General features: G+C 68.6%; 16 protein-coding genes and 1 tRNA gene. 10 read left to right on the top strand and 7 right to left on the bottom strand.

Annotation, left to right across the window (positions count from 1 at the left end):
* From GXY85_05165 to GXY85_05175, 3 genes are all read right to left on the bottom strand, one after another.
* Window positions 1–182 (bottom strand): MBL fold metallo-hydrolase (locus GXY85_05165; protein ID NLW50220.1); only part of this gene is annotated, 182 nt, incomplete at its 3' end.
* 150 nt (window positions 183–332) lie between these two features.
* Window positions 333–2,246 (bottom strand): selenocysteine-specific translation elongation factor, encoded by a 1,914-nt coding sequence (gene selB, locus GXY85_05170; protein NLW50221.1) that lies wholly within the window; start codon window positions 2,244–2,246, stop codon window positions 333–335.
* A gap of 1 nt (window position 2,247) precedes the next feature.
* Window positions 2,248–3,672, bottom strand: a complete 1,425-nt coding sequence (locus GXY85_05175) for an L-seryl-tRNA(Sec) selenium transferase (GenBank protein NLW50222.1) — start codon at window positions 3,670–3,672, stop codon at window positions 2,248–2,250.
* A gap of 139 nt (window positions 3,673–3,811) precedes the next feature.
* On the opposite strand from GXY85_05175, the gene GXY85_05180 reads away from it, so the two are divergent.
* The 9 genes from GXY85_05180 to GXY85_05220 all read left to right on the top strand — a co-directional run bounded on the left by GXY85_05180 (window position 3,812) and on the right by GXY85_05220 (window position 11,730).
* On the top strand, window positions 3,812–5,017 hold the full coding sequence (locus tag GXY85_05180; GenBank protein NLW50223.1) for a hypothetical protein: 1,206 nt from the start codon (window positions 3,812–3,814) through the stop codon (window positions 5,015–5,017).
* 63 nt (window positions 5,018–5,080) lie between these two features.
* A complete protein-coding gene (locus GXY85_05185; protein ID NLW50224.1) occupies window positions 5,081–5,638 on the top strand; it encodes an ankyrin repeat domain-containing protein in 558 nt (185 codons plus the stop codon).
* 69 nt (window positions 5,639–5,707) lie between these two features.
* A complete protein-coding gene (locus GXY85_05190) occupies window positions 5,708–7,030 on the top strand; it encodes a 2-hydroxyacyl-CoA dehydratase (protein ID NLW50225.1) in 1,323 nt (440 codons plus the stop codon).
* A 14-nt stretch (window positions 7,031–7,044) separates the two neighbouring features.
* A complete protein-coding gene (locus tag GXY85_05195) occupies window positions 7,045–7,839 on the top strand; it encodes a 3-hydroxyacyl-ACP dehydratase (GenBank protein NLW50226.1) in 795 nt (264 codons plus the stop codon).
* Window positions 7,840–7,845: 6 nt separating this feature from the next.
* Complete coding sequence (gene selD, locus GXY85_05200) at window positions 7,846–9,456, top strand: selenide, water dikinase SelD (GenBank protein ID NLW50227.1); 1,611 nt, start codon at window positions 7,846–7,848, stop codon at window positions 9,454–9,456.
* A tRNA-Sec gene (locus GXY85_05205) sits at window positions 9,445–9,540 on the top strand. Before selD ends, GXY85_05205 begins: the two co-directional genes overlap by 12 nt.
* Window positions 9,541–9,571: 31 nt before the next feature.
* Window positions 9,572–9,952: a hypothetical protein gene (locus tag GXY85_05210; protein NLW50228.1), complete on the top strand. Its 381-nt coding sequence runs from the start codon at window positions 9,572–9,574 to the stop codon at window positions 9,950–9,952.
* Between the two features lie 27 nt (window positions 9,953–9,979).
* A complete protein-coding gene (locus tag GXY85_05215) occupies window positions 9,980–10,846 on the top strand; it encodes a 4Fe-4S binding protein (GenBank protein ID NLW50229.1) in 867 nt (288 codons plus the stop codon).
* Window positions 10,847–10,941: 95 nt separating this feature from the next.
* Window positions 10,942–11,730, top strand: a complete 789-nt coding sequence (locus tag GXY85_05220; GenBank protein ID NLW50230.1) for a zinc-dependent peptidase — start codon at window positions 10,942–10,944, stop codon at window positions 11,728–11,730.
* 24 nt (window positions 11,731–11,754) lie between these two features.
* Here GXY85_05220 and GXY85_05225 read toward each other — a convergent pair whose 3' ends face one another.
* The 4 genes from GXY85_05225 to GXY85_05240 are packed head-to-tail and all read right to left on the bottom strand — an operon-like array spanning window position 11,755 to window position 15,628.
* Window positions 11,755–12,543 carry a 2-hydroxyglutaryl-CoA dehydratase gene (locus GXY85_05225; protein NLW50231.1) on the bottom strand — a complete coding sequence of 263 codons (789 nt, stop codon included), beginning with the start codon at window positions 12,541–12,543 and terminating at the stop codon, window positions 11,755–11,757.
* Window positions 12,540–13,922 (bottom strand): 2-hydroxyacyl-CoA dehydratase, encoded by a 1,383-nt coding sequence (locus GXY85_05230; GenBank protein ID NLW50232.1) that lies wholly within the window; start codon window positions 13,920–13,922, stop codon window positions 12,540–12,542. Before GXY85_05230 ends, GXY85_05225 begins: the two co-directional genes overlap by 4 nt.
* A complete protein-coding gene (locus GXY85_05235) occupies window positions 13,919–14,797 on the bottom strand; it encodes a 2-hydroxyacyl-CoA dehydratase (GenBank protein NLW50233.1) in 879 nt (292 codons plus the stop codon). The genes GXY85_05230 and GXY85_05235 overlap by 4 nt, the downstream gene beginning before the upstream one ends.
* Window positions 14,798–14,815: 18 nt before the next feature.
* Window positions 14,816–15,628: a methyltransferase domain-containing protein gene (locus GXY85_05240; GenBank protein ID NLW50234.1), complete on the bottom strand. Its 813-nt coding sequence runs from the start codon at window positions 15,626–15,628 to the stop codon at window positions 14,816–14,818.
* A gap of 213 nt (window positions 15,629–15,841) precedes the next feature.
* On the opposite strand from GXY85_05240, the gene GXY85_05245 reads away from it, so the two are divergent.
* The coding region (locus tag GXY85_05245) for a helix-turn-helix domain-containing protein (GenBank protein NLW50235.1) at window positions 15,842–15,984 on the top strand (143 nt) is incomplete at its 3' end.

Here is a 15,984-nt window from a genome sequence, read left to right on the forward strand (position 1 = left end):
TCAAGGGGAGGCCATCTGCATAGCGCCGACGGCTCGGCCAGCTCCGGCAGTCCGGCGACGTGGTCGGTGTGCCAGTGGGTGATGAAGATGCGGTCCAGGCGTTCGATGCGCTCGCGCTCGAGCTGCGCGGCCAGGTCCGGCGAGGCATCGATCAGCACGCTCTCCTTGCCCTGAACGAGCAGACTGGCGCGGGTGCGCCGCGGGGCAGCGACTGTGCGTGCACGCGCCGCGGGCGGGGACGCCCGGGGCTACCCATCGAGGACGCCCGGGCTACCCATGGGGGGCCAGACACGCACGGCGCTGCCCCCCCCGCAGGCGTCCCGGCCGGCTGCTCAACCCCGGTGAGGCGGATAGCGCGTATTGCCGACGCGCCGGGTGACGCCTACCCGGTCGAAGTAATCCAGCAGCGGGATGGCGTATTTCCGCGTGGTGTCCAGCAGGTACTTAAACTTCACGCTCTCCAGGCGCCCCTCGTCCCGCAGGTAAGACTCCAGGATCCCCCGGGCGCGCGCGACCGCGTCGCGATGAAAGAACAGCTTCTCCACCGGCACCAGGATGCCGTGGTCGACAAGCGTCTGCAGGGCCCATGAAGCCTTCTGCGGCGAGGTCCCCGCCTGCGCCGCCATGTCGTCCGCCTCGGGCGGATAGAACCCGGCGTCCCTGAAGGCAGTTTCGATGCGGTCGAGAAGCACCCTGTCGTCAGCCGACAGATCCACCGAGTGCCCCGGCAGCGCCAGCCGCCCGGCCGCTTCCACAAGCGTGCCCTCCGCGAGAAGGAACGACACCGCGGCGTCCACCAGTTCCACCGGCAGGCCGGCAAGCGCGCCGATGTCGTCCGCAGGCACTCCCACGCTCTGCGGCGCCCCCTCGTGGTGCGCTCGTACGCCTGTCACGACCGCTTCGCCAGCGCGCCGCAGGGACTCGCGGTGGGCGTAGACGTCGGGCTTGACCGCCACGATGCGGCCGGATGCGGCCAACGCGGCCAGAACCTGTTGCAGGCGGCCGGGAGGCAGTTTCGCTCGGATCGACAGCTCGGACGACCGCGACAGGCCGGCCCGCGCGGCCAGCACGCAGTACTCCACGAAACGCGCCGGATCGCCGACGGCATCGGCCCGTGCCTTCAGGTCGTCTCGCACCTCGAACCGGGTCCGCTTGAGCCGCCGCTCGAGGGCCTCGATGATCATGCCGCCGCCGACCGTGCGCAAGGGCGTCGGCAGACGCAGGATGAAACGATCGCCGGGGCCGGCCACGACCGGCTTCTGCACGTGCAACTGCACCAGGCCGGACTGCCCGGCGGTCAGGCGGTCCGATTCGATGAGATGGAGCGTGGCGCCGGCCTCCGACGTGCCCGTATGCAGAACGACGCGCGCGCCCGTCTCCAGGACCAGGCCGGGGTGCGGCAGGAGTTCGAGCCGGCCGGCGTACCACTCGGCGGGCGCGAAGTAGCCGGCGGCCGCAACCGCATCGCCGCGGCCGATCGTGCGATGGTCCCAGCGCCGGACGTTCAGCGCCGCGCACTGGCCGGCCACCGCCCGACCGGACTCCTCGCCGTAGACCTCGATGGCCCGGACCTCGCTGCGCTCGCCGTGAGGCAGCAACTCGACCTCGTCGCCCACGCTGACGGTGCCCGAGATGGGGATCCCGGTGACGATGGTGCCGTGCCCGCGGGCGGAGAACGCCCGATCCACCGGCAGGCGGAAGACGCCGTCGGTCCGCCTGGGCGTGATCGACGACACGAGGGCGTCCAGCGCCCGGTAGAACGCCTCAAACCCGTCGCCCGTCAGGTTGCACATCGGGATGATCGGCGCGCCCTCGAGGAACGTGCCGCGGAGGAAGCCCCGCAGTTCGTCCGTGACGAGCGCCATGTGGTCCGCATCGACCCGGTCGACCTTCGTCAGCGCCACCAAGCCGTGGCGCACGCCGAGCAGCGTCACGATCTCGAGATGCTCGCGCGTCTGCGGCATTACGCCGTCGTCGGCGGCGACGACAAGGATGACACCATCCATACCGCACGCGCCGGCGACCATGGTCTTGACGAACGCCTCGTGCCCCGGCACGTCCACGATGCCCACCATGCGGCCGCCGATCGTGCAGGGGGCGAAGCCCAGGTCGATGGACAGGCCGCGTTCCTTCTCCTCCCTCAGCCGGTCGGTCTCGCAACCGGTCAGGAAGCGGATGAGGGCCGTCTTGCCGTGGTCGATGTGGCCGGCGGTGCCCAGCGTGATGTTGGGATGCGCGAGCGCCATCTCATCGCCCCGCCGACAGTGCCATGCGCACGGCGGCGACCAGATCCTCCTCGTCGCCGGCCAGGAGCGTGCGCGGGTCCATGCAGACCTCGTCGTTCCGAATGCGCGCGAAGACCGGGGGCTCGCCGAGGCGCAGCCGGCGCGCCAGTTCGTCCGCCGAGACGCCGCGAGGCCGGATGGTCACGAGCCGGGTGGGCAGGTCTTCGCCGGGCAGAGAGCCGCTGCCCATCTGCGAGGCCCCGTCGCAGACATCCACCTCGAAGTCCGCCGACTCCTCTCGCACAGCGGCCGCGATCCGCTCGGCCTGCCGGGCCAGTTCCTCGTAGGGTCGGCGCACCATCGCCAGCGTCGGCACGTCGCTCAGCGCCCGCTCCCCGTCAAGGAAGAGCGTGAGCGCGGTCTCCAGCACGGAGAGCGTCAGCTTGCCGACGCGCAGCGCGCGGGCCAGCGGGTTCTTCCGGACCGCCTCGATCAGGGTTCTGCGCCCGAGGATGAGGCCGGCCTGGGAGGCCCCCATCAGCTTGTCACCGCTGGAGGTCGTCAGGTCCGCTCCCGTGCGGATGGACTCGGGAAGTGTTGGCTGCTTCGTGAAGCCGAAACGGGACAAGTCGATGAGCGAGCCTGCGCCGACGTCGTCGATGACCAGCACGTTGTGCCGGCCACCCAGCGCCACCAGGTCGGCCAGCGGCACCTCGGACGTGAAACCGGTGATCCGGTAGTTGCTCGGGTGCACGCGCAGGATGGCGGCGGTGTTCTCGGTGACGGCGCGCTCGTAGTCGCCCAGATGGGTGCGGTTGGTCGTGCCGACCTCGACCATGCGCGCGCCGCTCGCGGCCATCACGTCCGGCAGCCGAAACGAGCCGCCAATCTCCACGAGCTGTCCGCGCGAGACGATCACCTCGCGCCCGGCCGCGACGGTATTGAGCACCAGCATCGTGGCCGCCGCGTTGTTGTTGACGACCGTGGCGGCCTCGGCGCCCGTCAGGAGCTGCAGAAGCCATTCGATCCGGGCATCACGCCGGGAGCGCTTCCCGGATTCCACACCCAGCTGCAGGATCGAGTAGCCGCCAAGTTCCTGCCCGATGCGCCGCAATGCCTCTGTGGGAAGCACCGCCCGGCCGAGTCCGGTGTGCAGGATGATGCCGGCGGCGTTGATGGCCCGGCGATAGTGCGGGCGGGCAGCGACACGGAGCCGGCTCGCAGCGAGCGCCAGAATCGCCTGGCGAACCTCCGCTTCGTTCGTTGGCCGGCAATCGCCGGAAAGCAGCGCCTCCCGCACGTGCTCGACCGCCTCGCGAACCGCCGCTGCGACCACGGCCCGGGGCGCCCCTCCGGCCCATTCGGCCAGGGCGGGCTCGCGGAGCAGCGCATCCACGGAGGGAATGCCACGCAGCAGATCGTCATTCGGTTGGGACAAGGCGGCCACCTCCCATGGAAGCACCCCGGCAACCACAGCATTCTATGGTCGGACAGGCGCACGGCGCAAGGACCCCATTTTCGGGCGCATAGATCCGCCCGAATCGCGTATACTGGTTGGGCGGCAGTTTCCGAGAGGAGGGAGAACGATGCGAACGCGAGGTCTGGGCATGCTTGGCCTCCTGTTGGCGGTGGGGCTCTGTCCGGTGGCTCACGGTCAGGGCGAGTTTGCGCTCACCCGAGTCCCCTTCTCCGGAGAGCCGCCGCCCGTGGCGGCCTTCGCGAGCCGGTATGCCCACGGCCAGGCTGAGAGGCCGCCCTCCGTGACGGCGTCGCCGAAGGTGTCCGCCCAGGCCATGTACTACGTCGCCACGTTCGGCGAGACCCAGGTGGCCATGCTGTGCGACCTGCAGCCGGAGCCGAGGCTGTTCGTCGACCGGAATCTGGACGGGGATCTGTCCGACGAGATCCCCCTGGCGGTCCGCGCCGCGCGCGCCGGCGATCGGGCAACGTCCGATCAGCCGGCGTTCGAGCCCGTCACCCTGACGATGCCGGGGGGCGGCACGGTCGACCTCCAGATGCACGTCTATCACCAGTCCGCGGGTTTCGGATACATGGAGGTGACGCCGGCCTCCTACCGCGCCGCAGAGGTCGAGCTGGCCGGCGTGCAGTACTCCGTGCACGTGGTCGACGCGACCCTGGACGGGCGCTACGACAATCGGTTCGGCGCCCCCGGACTGCAGGGCACGGACTGGATGGCCATCGACCTGAACCGGGACGGCCGCATGCAGGCATCCCGGTCGGGTCCGTCCGAGGTCTTTCCCCTCCCCCACATGGTCCGCGTGGGCGAGGCTCACTACGAGTTCGAGTTCGCGCCGGACGGCTCGTCCGTGCGCATCGCAGAGGCGGCCCCGGAGATTGGCACGCTGGCCATCGACGGCGACAACGCGCAGTTGACGCTGTGGTCCGACTCCGGGGTGCACGTCGTCACGAGCGCCGAGTCCCCCGTTTCTCTTCCGTCCGGCAACTACCGGACGGTGGAGGTTCTCCTGAGCCGCCAAAAAGGCAACGAGACATGGACCCTGAGCGCCCCGGGCGACGCGGGCGGCCTGGCGGACATCCGGATCGCCGCCGGCAAGACGACCACCGTCGAGGCGGGCGAGCCCCTGCAATGCCACATCGAGCCGACGGGAGCCGGGGGCCAGGTCTACTTCGGCTTCTCGTTGAGCGGCCGGGCCGGGGAGACGTACTCCGCCGGCGCGGACCGCAACGGCCGGCGCCAGGGCGCACCCGGCTTCGAGATACTGAATGAGGCCGGCGACAAACTGGCCGCCGGCACGTTCGAGTATGGGTGAGGCGGCACGTGCCAGTACTCGTGGCGAGTACCCAAAGGACTGGAAGGAAGGCTGCGGATCGAAGTGACCCCGAAAACGGGGCCGTTCGAGCTCGCCGACAACGAGCTCTGGTTCTTTGTCGACAAACAGCGGCGGATTACGACGGATGATGCGCATGGAGCGGCAACGCGCGGCGATCTGGCTGCCCTGCGACGCCATGTTCAAGAGCGGAAGGATTCAAACGTCCGGGACGCGCAAGGGCGAACGCTCCTGCATGCGGCGGCCGAAGGCGGAAATGCGCAGATCGTTGAGTTCCTTCTGTCCGCAGGCGGGGACCTGAGCGCGGTGGACCGGGCCGGTCGCACTCCTCTGATGCTGGCGGTGATGCATGGCCGTGACGATGTCACCGGGCTGCTCATCGAGCGAGGCGCGGATGTGTCGCTTTCGGACAGCGGCGGACACAGTCCGCTCCACTACGCTGCGGCGCTCGGACGCGTTGAAATCGCCCGGCTGCTGCTCGAGAAGGGAGCCGACCCGAAAGCCGTCAGCCGACAGGGCGCAACGCCGGCCGCAATGGTGCGCGGACCGAGTCGGGCGCAGATGCTCAAGCTCCTGGAGGAACACACCGGCGGCCGGGAGTAGCGCGCTTTGGGTACTCGTCTCCCATGGCAAGGCCGGCGCCCGCTTCCTCGCAAGAGGCGGGCGCCGGTCTTGTTTGACCATATCCCGCTCTCCAATTCTCTGGAGGCACTGATCGTGCACGATCATCGGGAATTCCTCGCCGAGCTGGGCCTCGACGTGGGGCTCCACGACCGGCTCCTGGAGTCCATCGGCGAGTCCTATGCCGAGGCGGTGCTTTCACAACGCACGCGCCCGGAGGCGATGGAGTACTTCGACCAGGCCGTGCATGAATCTCACGGGGCGCGGGTGAAGGAGATCGCCGACGCCCGGGACCGGGGCGCTCGCATGCTCGGGACGTTCTGCATTTACGTGCCGGAGGAGATCGTGCTGGCGGCCGGCGCCATTCCCTTCGCGCTCTGCGGCGGCACCGGTTTCTCCGTCCCCTATGCCGAAAAGCGACTGCCCCGCGACATCTGCCCGCTGCTGAAATCCACGCTGGGGCTGGCCTTCTCGAAGACCTGCCCCTACGGGCCGGTCAAGGACATGGCCGTCGGCGAGACGACCTGCGACGCCAAGAAGAAGACCTGGGACCTCCTGGCCGCGCTGGGCACGAACATCCACGTGCTGGAACTCCCGCAGACGAAGACGGATGCGGCGCGCCGCCTCTGGCTCAGCGAGGTGCTGGGGTTCCGGACGCGCGTCGAGGAGCTGACCGGCCGCCGGATCGAGGCCGACGCGCTCGGAGAGGCGATCCGGGTCATGAATCGCAAGCGGCGTTTGCTGGCCGAACTGGCCCAACTGCGGACGGCCGACCGGCCGCCCATCAGCGGCACCGACGCGCTGGTGGTCATGCAGGTGGCCCTGATCGACGAACCCCGCCGCTTCTGCGACGCGCTCGAAGGACTGCTGGCGGAACTCCATGAGCGGATGCGGAACGGGAACACGCCCTTCCCCGCCGGCGCCCGCCGTGTGCTCGTCAGCGGATGCCCCGCCGTGATGGGCAACTGGAAGCTGCACCACGTGATCGAGTCCTCCGGCGCCGTCGTCGTGGGCGACGAAAGCTGCACGGGCAGCCGCTACTACCGCCACCTGGTGGAGGAGAACGGCCGGTCGCTCCAGGAGCGGCTCGAGGCTCTGGCCGACCGCTACTTCCGGATCGACTGTGCCTGCTTCTCCCCCAACACCGAGCGCGTGGAACGCGTGGCGGAGATGGCGCGCGAGTGCCGCGCCGATGCGGTCGTGCAGTACGTCCTGCAGTTCTGCCACGCCTACAACGTCGAGTCCGTCCGCATCGCCGACACGCTCGGCCGGGCCGGCATCCCGTCGCTCACCATCGTGTCCGACTACGGAGGCGAAGACACCGGACAGATCCGGACGCGCGTCGAGGCGTTGCTGGAAAGCGTCGGCGTCTGATACGGAGACCTTGCATGATATCGGCCGGAATAGACGTGGGCTCGCGCACAACGAAGATCGTCTGGCTGGACGACGGGCAGCTTGCGCGGGCCGAGGTGTTCGATACGGGCGTCGAACCGCTCGACCGGGTGCTGAATGCCCTGGCCGCTTCGCCTGCCGACTCCATCGTCGCCACTGGCTACGGCCGGCGGCTCGTGGGCGCCCGGCTGCCCTGCCCCGTCGTTACGGAGATCCGTGCCTGCGCCCGCGGCGCCCGCTGCCTGGCGCCCGACTGCCGCAGCGTCATCGACATCGGCGGTCAGGACACGAAAGCCGTCGAACTGGCCGGCGAAGGCGGCTTCGGGCGGTTCGAAATGAACGACCGCTGCGCCGCGGGAACGGGCCGTTTCCTGGAGGTCATGGCGCGGGCGCTTGGCTATACCATCGAGGAGTTCGCCGCGGACGTCGACGACCGCCCGGTTCCCGTCAACAGCATGTGCACGGTGTTCGCCGAATCAGAGGTCATTTCGCTCATCGCGCGCGGCGAGGACCGGCGCCGGATCGCCCTCGGGCTCAACCTGGCGACCGCCCGCCGCGTGGCCGCCATGGCCTCCCGGATCGACCTCCGCGACCGCACGCTCTTCGTCGGCGGCGTTGCGCGGAACCCCTGCATGGTCCGCGCCCTTCGCGAGGAGTTGAAGGCCGACCTGATGGTGCCGCAGAGCCCGCAGACAGCCGTCGCGCTGGGCGCCGCGCTGATCGCCGCCGAGGCACGTTGCGCCGATGCCGATCAAGCGCTACAATCCCGTGCTCAGTACCAACAGGGGTAGGCGGCTATGATCAACACCGAACGCCGCAGGCGCGTGATGCAGCGCTCCATGCGCCTCGGGCACTGCATCTGCGACCCGAAGAAGCCCTGCCCGTGCGACCTCCTGAAGACACGCAACGTCTGCCTGTGCGCAGGCGAGCACCTGCCGGCGGAGTCGGGGCCGGTGCGGCTGACCCGGCTGGTCGAAAGCGCCGGCTGTGCGTCCAAAGTCGACCAGGGCATGCTCCGCACCATCCTCCGCGGGCTCCCGACCGTCGATGATCCCCGGGTGATTGTGGGCATGCCGGCAGGCGACGACGCGGGCGTCTACCGGCTGAGCGACGACACGGCGATGGTGCAGACCGTGGATGTCTTCACGCCGTCGGTCGACGATCCGTATCTCTTCGGGCAGATCGCCGCGGCCAACTCCGTGAGCGACGTCTATGCCATGGGCGGCCGGCCAATCTCGGCACTGTCGATCATCGGCTTTCCCGTCGGCGCCGTGCCCGACCATGTTATGGCCGACGTTCTCCGCGGCGGCATCGACAAGATGGCCGAAGCCGGCGTGCCGGTCATCGGCGGACACAGCATCAAAGACGCCGAACTGAAGGCCGGGTTCGCCGTCACGGGCCTCATCGACCCCGATCGTATCATGACCAACGCCGGCGCGCGCCCCGGCGACGCACTGGTTCTCACCAAACCGCTCGGCACCGGCATACTCGCATTTGCCGCACAGATCGCCCGGGCGGCCGATGAGGACATGGCGCAGGCCGCCGCCTCCATGACCGCCCTGAACAGGGCCGCAGCCGAACTGATGCTGCGTTTCGGCGCCCACGCCTGCACGGACGTGACGGGCTTCGGCCTGGCCGGCCATCTGACGGCCATGGCCGCCGCCAGCGGAGTGGACGTCGAGGTGGTCTGGGACGACCTGCCGCTGCTCGACGGCGCGCTGCAGTGCGCCGTTGACGGAGTGCTCTCGGGGGGCGTGGAGCGCAATCGCGAAGCGTCCGGCGGAAACGTCGACGCCTTGGACGGCATGCCGCCTGTGGCCCTGGACTTCTGCTTCGATCCGCAGACATCCGGCGGGCTGCTGATCGCCCTGCCGGCGGAGGAGGCCCGCGCGCTCGTCGCCGAACTCCGCGCCGCAGGCTGCGCCCGGGCCGCCGTCATCGGCCGCGTCACGGCACGCGGTACGGGACGCATGGTCTTGAAGACGACGGGCGCCCGAACGCTGCCGGAGGCGACGCCACGCCCGGCGGTCCCGGCCGCACCGGCCACCGCCCCTTCTGAGACGGAGGACTGCTGTATGCAACCGGCGGAAGAGGAGTGTTGCGCGCCGACCCAGGGCGCCGCACCCGGAACGGCGGACGGCGTGGCGGGCGTTCGGCAGAAGTTCCAGGCCTTCCTGGGCGCGGCCAATGCCCCGGGCGGGCTGGACGCGTACACCAAGCGCATCGTCGCCATCGCCCTCTCCGTGCTGGCGAAATGCGCGCCCTGTGCACGCATGCACATTGCGAAGGCCCGGCAGATGGGCATATCGCAGGAGGAGATCGACGAAGCCGCCTGGTTGGCCATCTCGTTCGGCGGCTCACCCCTGATGCTGTTCTACGACGAGTTGAAGCGCAACGGAGGCGAATAGTGCCTGGTGGTGCTCCTGGTCTTCAAAACCAGTGTGGGGCTCGAGAGAGTCCTGGGTGGGTTCGATTCCCATTCGCCTCCGCCACGACCTTCGGGACTTTGAGCCGAGGAGTCAGGTGAAGCAGACAGTCCAGAGCGACGGCGACCGGCAAGGAGGCCGGCCGGCGAGGCTGGCCCGTCTCGTTGCGTTGCCCGCGGTCCTGTTGATCGCCGGCGCCATGATCGCCTTCGGAGCCGCGTTCCATCGTCTGCCCGTTCTCATGGAGCAGAAAGTCGATGCGCCCGCGCTCAACCCCGATCCCTGGGCGGAGTTTCCCGACTTCGGCCCGCCCGACCTTCCGCCGGACGCCGTCCCCGGGCTGGTCGAGATCATCACCCTCGATACTTCGGAGCCCGAGCTGATCCGCGAGGCCAGTTTCGGCGGCGTGACCCGCAATCCCCACGGGGAGATCGAGCGGACCTACACCGGCCGGCCGCCCTCGCAGTGCCCTACGTGACTGGGCTGAGCCCGGGCCATGGTGGCCATGGCCGAACCGAAGAAACCGCCGCTCACGGCAAGGCTGTCCCGCTGGCGGGCCCTCGTACAGACGGGGTTTCTTTTCGTCTGGCTCGGACCGCTGGGGCTGCGCGCCCACAACGTCTGCGCGCCTGTCTTCCACTGCTACTCCTGCCCGCTCGCGTCGTTCGCCTGCCCCATCGGCATCATTGCGAACTTCAGCGCGCTCCATGTGTTTCCGTTTCTGGCCTTCGGCACGCTCCTTCTCGTGGGCGGCCTGATCGGCGGGCTGGTCTGCGGGTGGATCTGCCCGTTCGGGTTCCTGCAGGACCTCATCGGCCGCCTCCCGACGCCGAAGTTCCGCCTGCCGGCCTGGTCGGGTTACATTCGTTTCGCCGTGCTGCTCGCACTCGTGCTGATCCTGCCGTTCCTCTTCGGCAAGGACCATGCCCTCTTCCTCTGCCGTCTCTGCCCCGTCGGCGCCCTGGAGGGCGCCGGCCCGAGCATCGCAAAGGCCGCCCTTGCGGGCGACGCCATCATCTGGCCGAATACCGTCAAGATCGTCATCGTGGTGCTGATCCTGACCGCGATGTTCCTCACGTGGCGACCCTGGTGCCGCCTCTTCTGCCCACTCGGCGCAGTTTACGGGTTGCTGAACCGCTTATCGTTTGTCTCCCTCGGTGTGGACCGGGAGAAGTGCACGCAATGCGGGCGCTGCGCGCGGGAATGCCGCTACGGCGTCGATCCCGCCGCGTCGCCGAACAGCTCACGCTGCATCCGCTGCTTCGAATGCACCCGGTGCGAGTCGCTCCACGTGCAGACGCCCTTTTCACGCCCGAAGCCCGTCAGCGCTCCCGCGGAAAGCGGCATCCCGACCGGGAGTGGAGCGAAGTAGCCCAGGACCACTTCCGATCCCAACCCCTTTTGTCAGCGGAATCGGACTGCGGTTGGCGTATCCTGTGAGTAGGATACGCAGGCACGGAAATCACAATGACGCTGGGATTCTCGAAAAACCGGCGCAGAGAGAAGCTCCGCCAGGAGGCCTTTCCGGATGACTGGCTCCGCATCCTGGAAAGGAACGTGGCGTTCTACGGTCGGCTCACGCCGGAGGACCGGCGCGAGTTGCAGGGGCACATACTGGTGTTCGTGGCCGAAAAGGAATTCGAGGGCTGCGGCGGGCTCGAGATCACCGACGAGATGCGCGTGACGATCGCCGCGCAGGCCTGCATCCTGCTGCTGCACCGCGAGACCGGCTGCTACCCCGGCCTGCGCACGGTCCTCGTCTACCCGGGCACCTACGTGGCCCACACCCGCCGCACGCACGAGGACGGCGTAGTGTCGGAAGGCCCCGAAGCGCGCCTCGGCGAGGCCTGGCGGCACGGCCCCGTGGTGCTGGCCTGGGACGAAGTAGCGTCGGACGCGACGGATATCCGCGACGGGCGCAACGTGGTCTTCCATGAATTCGCCCACAAGCTCGACGAGGAAGACGGCGCCGAAAACGGCATTCCCGCGCTCCCCCGCCGAAGCATGTACCTCGCCTGGGGCCGCGTGCTCGGCAGGGAGTATGAGCGCCTTCGCCGGGATGCGGCGCGCGGCCGTCCGACGGTCCTCGACGAATACGGAGCGGAGGACATGGCCGAGTTCTTCGCCGTGGCCACCGAGTGCTTCTTCACCAAGCCCCTCCCGCTGCGCCGCCGCCATCCCGAGCTCTACGCCGAGCTGGCCGAATTCTACCGCCAGGACCCGGCGGGGGCGGCCGATCCGCAGGCCCCGGCCTGACTGCGGCCGGCCGGGCAGAGCATTCTATCGGCGATCCCTGCCAGCCCCGTCGGCCGCAAGAAGGGCGGCGCCGAGAGCCCCTGTCATCTGCGGCTCCGGTGCGATCCGTACCGGCTGGCCAAGCACGCGCGAAAGGGCCTGGTCCATGCCGGAGACAAGGGCCACGCCGCCTGTCAGCGCGGTCGGCGAGCTGACCTTTCGGCCGGCCATCGTGGCGATGCGCCCTGCGACGGCGGCCTGCACGCCCGCCACGATGTCCTCGGCCGCCGCGCCGTCCGCCAGCAGGCCGATGATCTCCGTCTCGGCGAAGACAACACATACGTTGCTGATGGCGACCCGTTCGCGGCTCCTGCTCGCCAGGCGCCCGAGTTCATCCAGGGGCACGTCGAGCTTCCGAGCGACCATTTCGAGAAAACACCCCGTCCCGGCCGCGCACCGGTCGTTCATGGCGAAATCCCGCACTGCCCCGCTCTCGTGCAGCTTAATGATCTTGCTGTCCTGCCCGCCGATGTCGACGATCGTCGCCGTGTCGGGTAGAACGTGACGCACTCCGCGCGCGTGGCAGGTGATCTCCGTGACGGTTGTGTCCGCCGAACCGATGATGTTGCGTCCGTAGCCGGTCGCCACGGTACGTGCCAGATCGGACCGCGCCAGCCCGTTCTCGGCCAGCAGCCGGTCGAGCAGGCGCTGAGCCCGATCATCCTGGTCGGTCCCCTGGTCGGTCTTGCCGCTCCCTCGGACCTCCAGGCCGTCAGTCTCAAGCAACACGATCTTGATCGCTCTCGAGCCCGCGTCGATGCCGGCGCAGATCACTTCTCTCTCCTCTGATGAACCGCCTCGGTCAGCGCCGAGAGGCGCGTGCACAGGCTCGCATGGTATGCGTCCGACAGCGTCGGCACTTCGATCTCGATGCAGGGGATCCCCAGCCGCTCGCCGACGGTCTCCGCGATGATCGCTCCTTCGGTCGCGCAGTGGCTGGCGCCGGGGATGCGCGAGACGATCACGGCCTCGGCGCCGGCGGCGGAAGCGTCGGAGCAGATGCGTTCGGCGCGGTCGGCCGCGCTCCCCACCATGGGGTCCGCCAGAGCCGTCCGTGCGAGCGCCTCCATCGGGCGCAGTGCCTCGTCTATCTGCTCCAGCGAATGGCAGAAGAGATATTCCGTGCCGCACAGGCGCCCTCCGCACTGCTCCAGCAGGTTCATGACCCGCAGGTCGGCGACGGGATTCACCCAGAATATGCGCGGCGCACCGGCAGGCAGCACGCCGGCCCGTGCGGCCACCCGGCGGCGCGCCTCCGCCAGCAGTCCCTGCAGCACGGCCCGCGTCTCTGTTGCGTCCGAGCAGTAGTGCAGGGCCAGCATCTCCGCGATGAGCAGCTCCAGCGCCGGAAGCGGACACGGGTCGCTTCCGTACGCCAGCAGGCGCAGCTCGCCAAGAAGCCGGCGGACCTCGTTCACCTGGCGGATGCCGGCGGCAAGACGCGATTCGGAGAGCCGGCAGCCCGCCAGTTCCTCCATCGGCCCGGCAAGCCGCCTCAACTCGCTCTCGACGAACTCCACCTGCTCGACCGGCGCGACGAATCCTCCGGGCAGGCGTACTGCGGGCTCCCCGGGATCCGGCCGGCGCCGGGCCGGCATCTCCCACCACGTGATGGCATGGCCCATGTGCTCCAGCCGCTGGGCAATGGCTGAAAAGTCGTCGCACGTCGCCCCGACGCTGCACGTGAGCAGGTCCGGAATCGGGAAGTGCTCGCCGTTTTCGAACGCCCCGAGCATGGCGCGCACGGGACAGAAAGACTCGTCAATCCCGAGCGAGTCCGCGATGCTCAGCAGGCCGGCGCTGTGCTCCATCACGCACGGGATCCACCACGCGCCGTCGGGGTAGAATGCCACCAGCCCGGGCAGAGACCATGCCATGACGGCGACAGTGCCGAGATCCTTCATGACGCCGACGAGCTTGCGCCCCTGGGCCCGGGCCCGATGGAGCCGCTCGTCCTCAGTCAGCAGCAGGTTCCACAGGCGCAGCGAGGCCTCCGAGTTATCGTAGCGCAGCGACCGCAGGCGCAAGTCTCCGTCCTGCACGTGGCGGCCCAGCGGCCCTCCGTACCAGGGCTCCTCCATGCCTGCCCGGCGCAGTGCCTCATGGCGCGCGTCCCACTCTTCAAGGCTGATCTGACGTGGAGACGAGTTCATCGCAGCATCTCGACAAGCGCCTCGATCCGTGAGGCCGCATGGCCGTCGATGCCTTCGCCGGTTGCGGTCGTCACGACCACGGGCACGTCGGCCCACTCCTTCAGCCTCTGGGCCTCCGCATGCCATTTATCGCACCACGTCCAGTAGCGGAACACGGCGCCCTGCACGCCCCGCTCGGCAAGCCGGGAGCTGAGCCAGTCGTAGAACGGGTCGTTCGGGCGCCGGAATGCATCCGGTATGGCCCCGAAGTATGCAGCAGCGAGGGCCTCCGGAAAGTCTGCGCCGACGGCTTCGAGATCGAGAGGCGCCTGCCTCGCCAGTTCGCCCGTGACGGTCGCGTCGAGAACGATGGTTCCCCCCGCGCGCTCACAGAGGTCGGAAAGCCTTCGCATATCGCCGGCCGACGGGCCCCCGATCAGTGCGAGGCGCACTTTGTCCCCCGAATCCTCCCTGGCGGGGACGTCGGTCTCGGATCGACATTCGCGACATGCATGGGCAATCATCTCGCCTGAAGGAGCGGTCCCTCCCAAACTCTCCAGGAACCGCCCCATGCGCCGGAGTTCCGAAACGTAGAGCCCCCGGGCCGCCGCCGTCTGCGTGGCGGGAACGTTCATCAGGAAGACGGGCATATCGCCTTCACGCGAGGCCGTCTCCGCAACACGCCGCATCTGGTCGCAACGCGTCGTGAACAACGCGGCCGCAGCGCCGGGATAGTGGACCACGCTGTGCAGGAAGGACCAGGCGTACGGGCAGACGCCGCCGGGCGCCGCGGCATCGGGCGGAATCGGGCCGGGCGTGATCCTGCTCGGTTCGAAACCGTGCGCGCGCACCCACTCAGGCGGAACAAAGGGACAGGTATATATGACTCTCCTCATGCCCGCCCGCCCTTTTGCTCAGTCTGCGCACGTTCTGGCCACGAACACGCCCTGGACGAGTTTGTTCTCGTGCGCCAGCCGCTGCAGGAACTGCATCTCGCCGGCGATTTGCGCCATCACGGCCGAGTCGAAGCCGACGATCTTCATCGCGTCGTACGTCAACTGCATGCTCACCATATTAAGGTAGAGGTCCACGTGCGGCGCAAATCTGTCCGTGCATTCGGCCGTCAGCACGTCGCACCCGTTCTCCGCAAGCAAGCCGCCGTACCCCTGCAGATCCTGGATGTTGTTGAACTTCATGAAGGCAAGAAGCCTCTCGGCCTCATCGCCATCGAGCCCGGCAGGCCCTTCGATCCAGTCTGTGAACGCGATCACGCCGCCCGGCCGCACCAGCCGGACCGCCTCTGCAATGAGCCGGCCTTTGTCCACCACATAGCACCAGGCGTCCTCTCCCCAAACGAAATCCGCAGAGCCGGAGGGAAGTTCGCTGTTGCAGACGTCGGCGAGGATGAACTCCACGCGCCCCGCCAGCCCTTCGTCGCGGCAGCGTCGCCTTCCGCGCGCCACCGATCGTGGGGTGGCGTCCACGCCGGTCATGTGATCCACCTTACGGAACCTCAGCAGGAAACGCATGCCGGCTCCGGTGCAGCAGCAGAGATCGATCCCCCTCATGCCGGGGCCGATGCCGGCCCTCTCGGCCAGATCCGTGGAGGACACAAGCCCTCCGACGTGGATCTGCTCGCCCATCAGAAGCTCCCAGAGGTCCCCCTCCGGTCCGCCGTACACGGCCTGCACGTCAGAGAGTCCGATCGGTTTCCTGGCCACCTTCATTGGCACGCTCTCCGCACTCAAGGGCAGGGGCAGGATGATTCTACAGGCGCTCCGGCCGCCGGACAAGCAGGAGCCGCGGCAGGGCTTCCCTGCCGTTCCAGGCGCGCCCTTCTATGCTGTCATACGCGAATAGTAGTGTCCGGTCTTCGGCGGATAGAAATGTCCGCTTTCCTTCGGGTGGAAGGAGAGCGGATGGAGGGAGACCGGATCGAGATGAGCCAGAAGGAGCAGGATCGGCTCAAGGTGATGGCGTCGGTGATGGAAGGCAAGAGGACTCAAGAGGAAGCGGCGAGGATTCTGCATCTTTCCGAGCGGCAGATCCGTCGCATCCAATGCGTGCTGAAAGCCGAAGGCGA

The organism is Candidatus Brocadiaceae bacterium, from assembly GCA_012728835.1.
Classification (GTDB): Bacteria; Planctomycetota; Brocadiia; order SM23-32; family SM23-32; genus JAAYEJ01.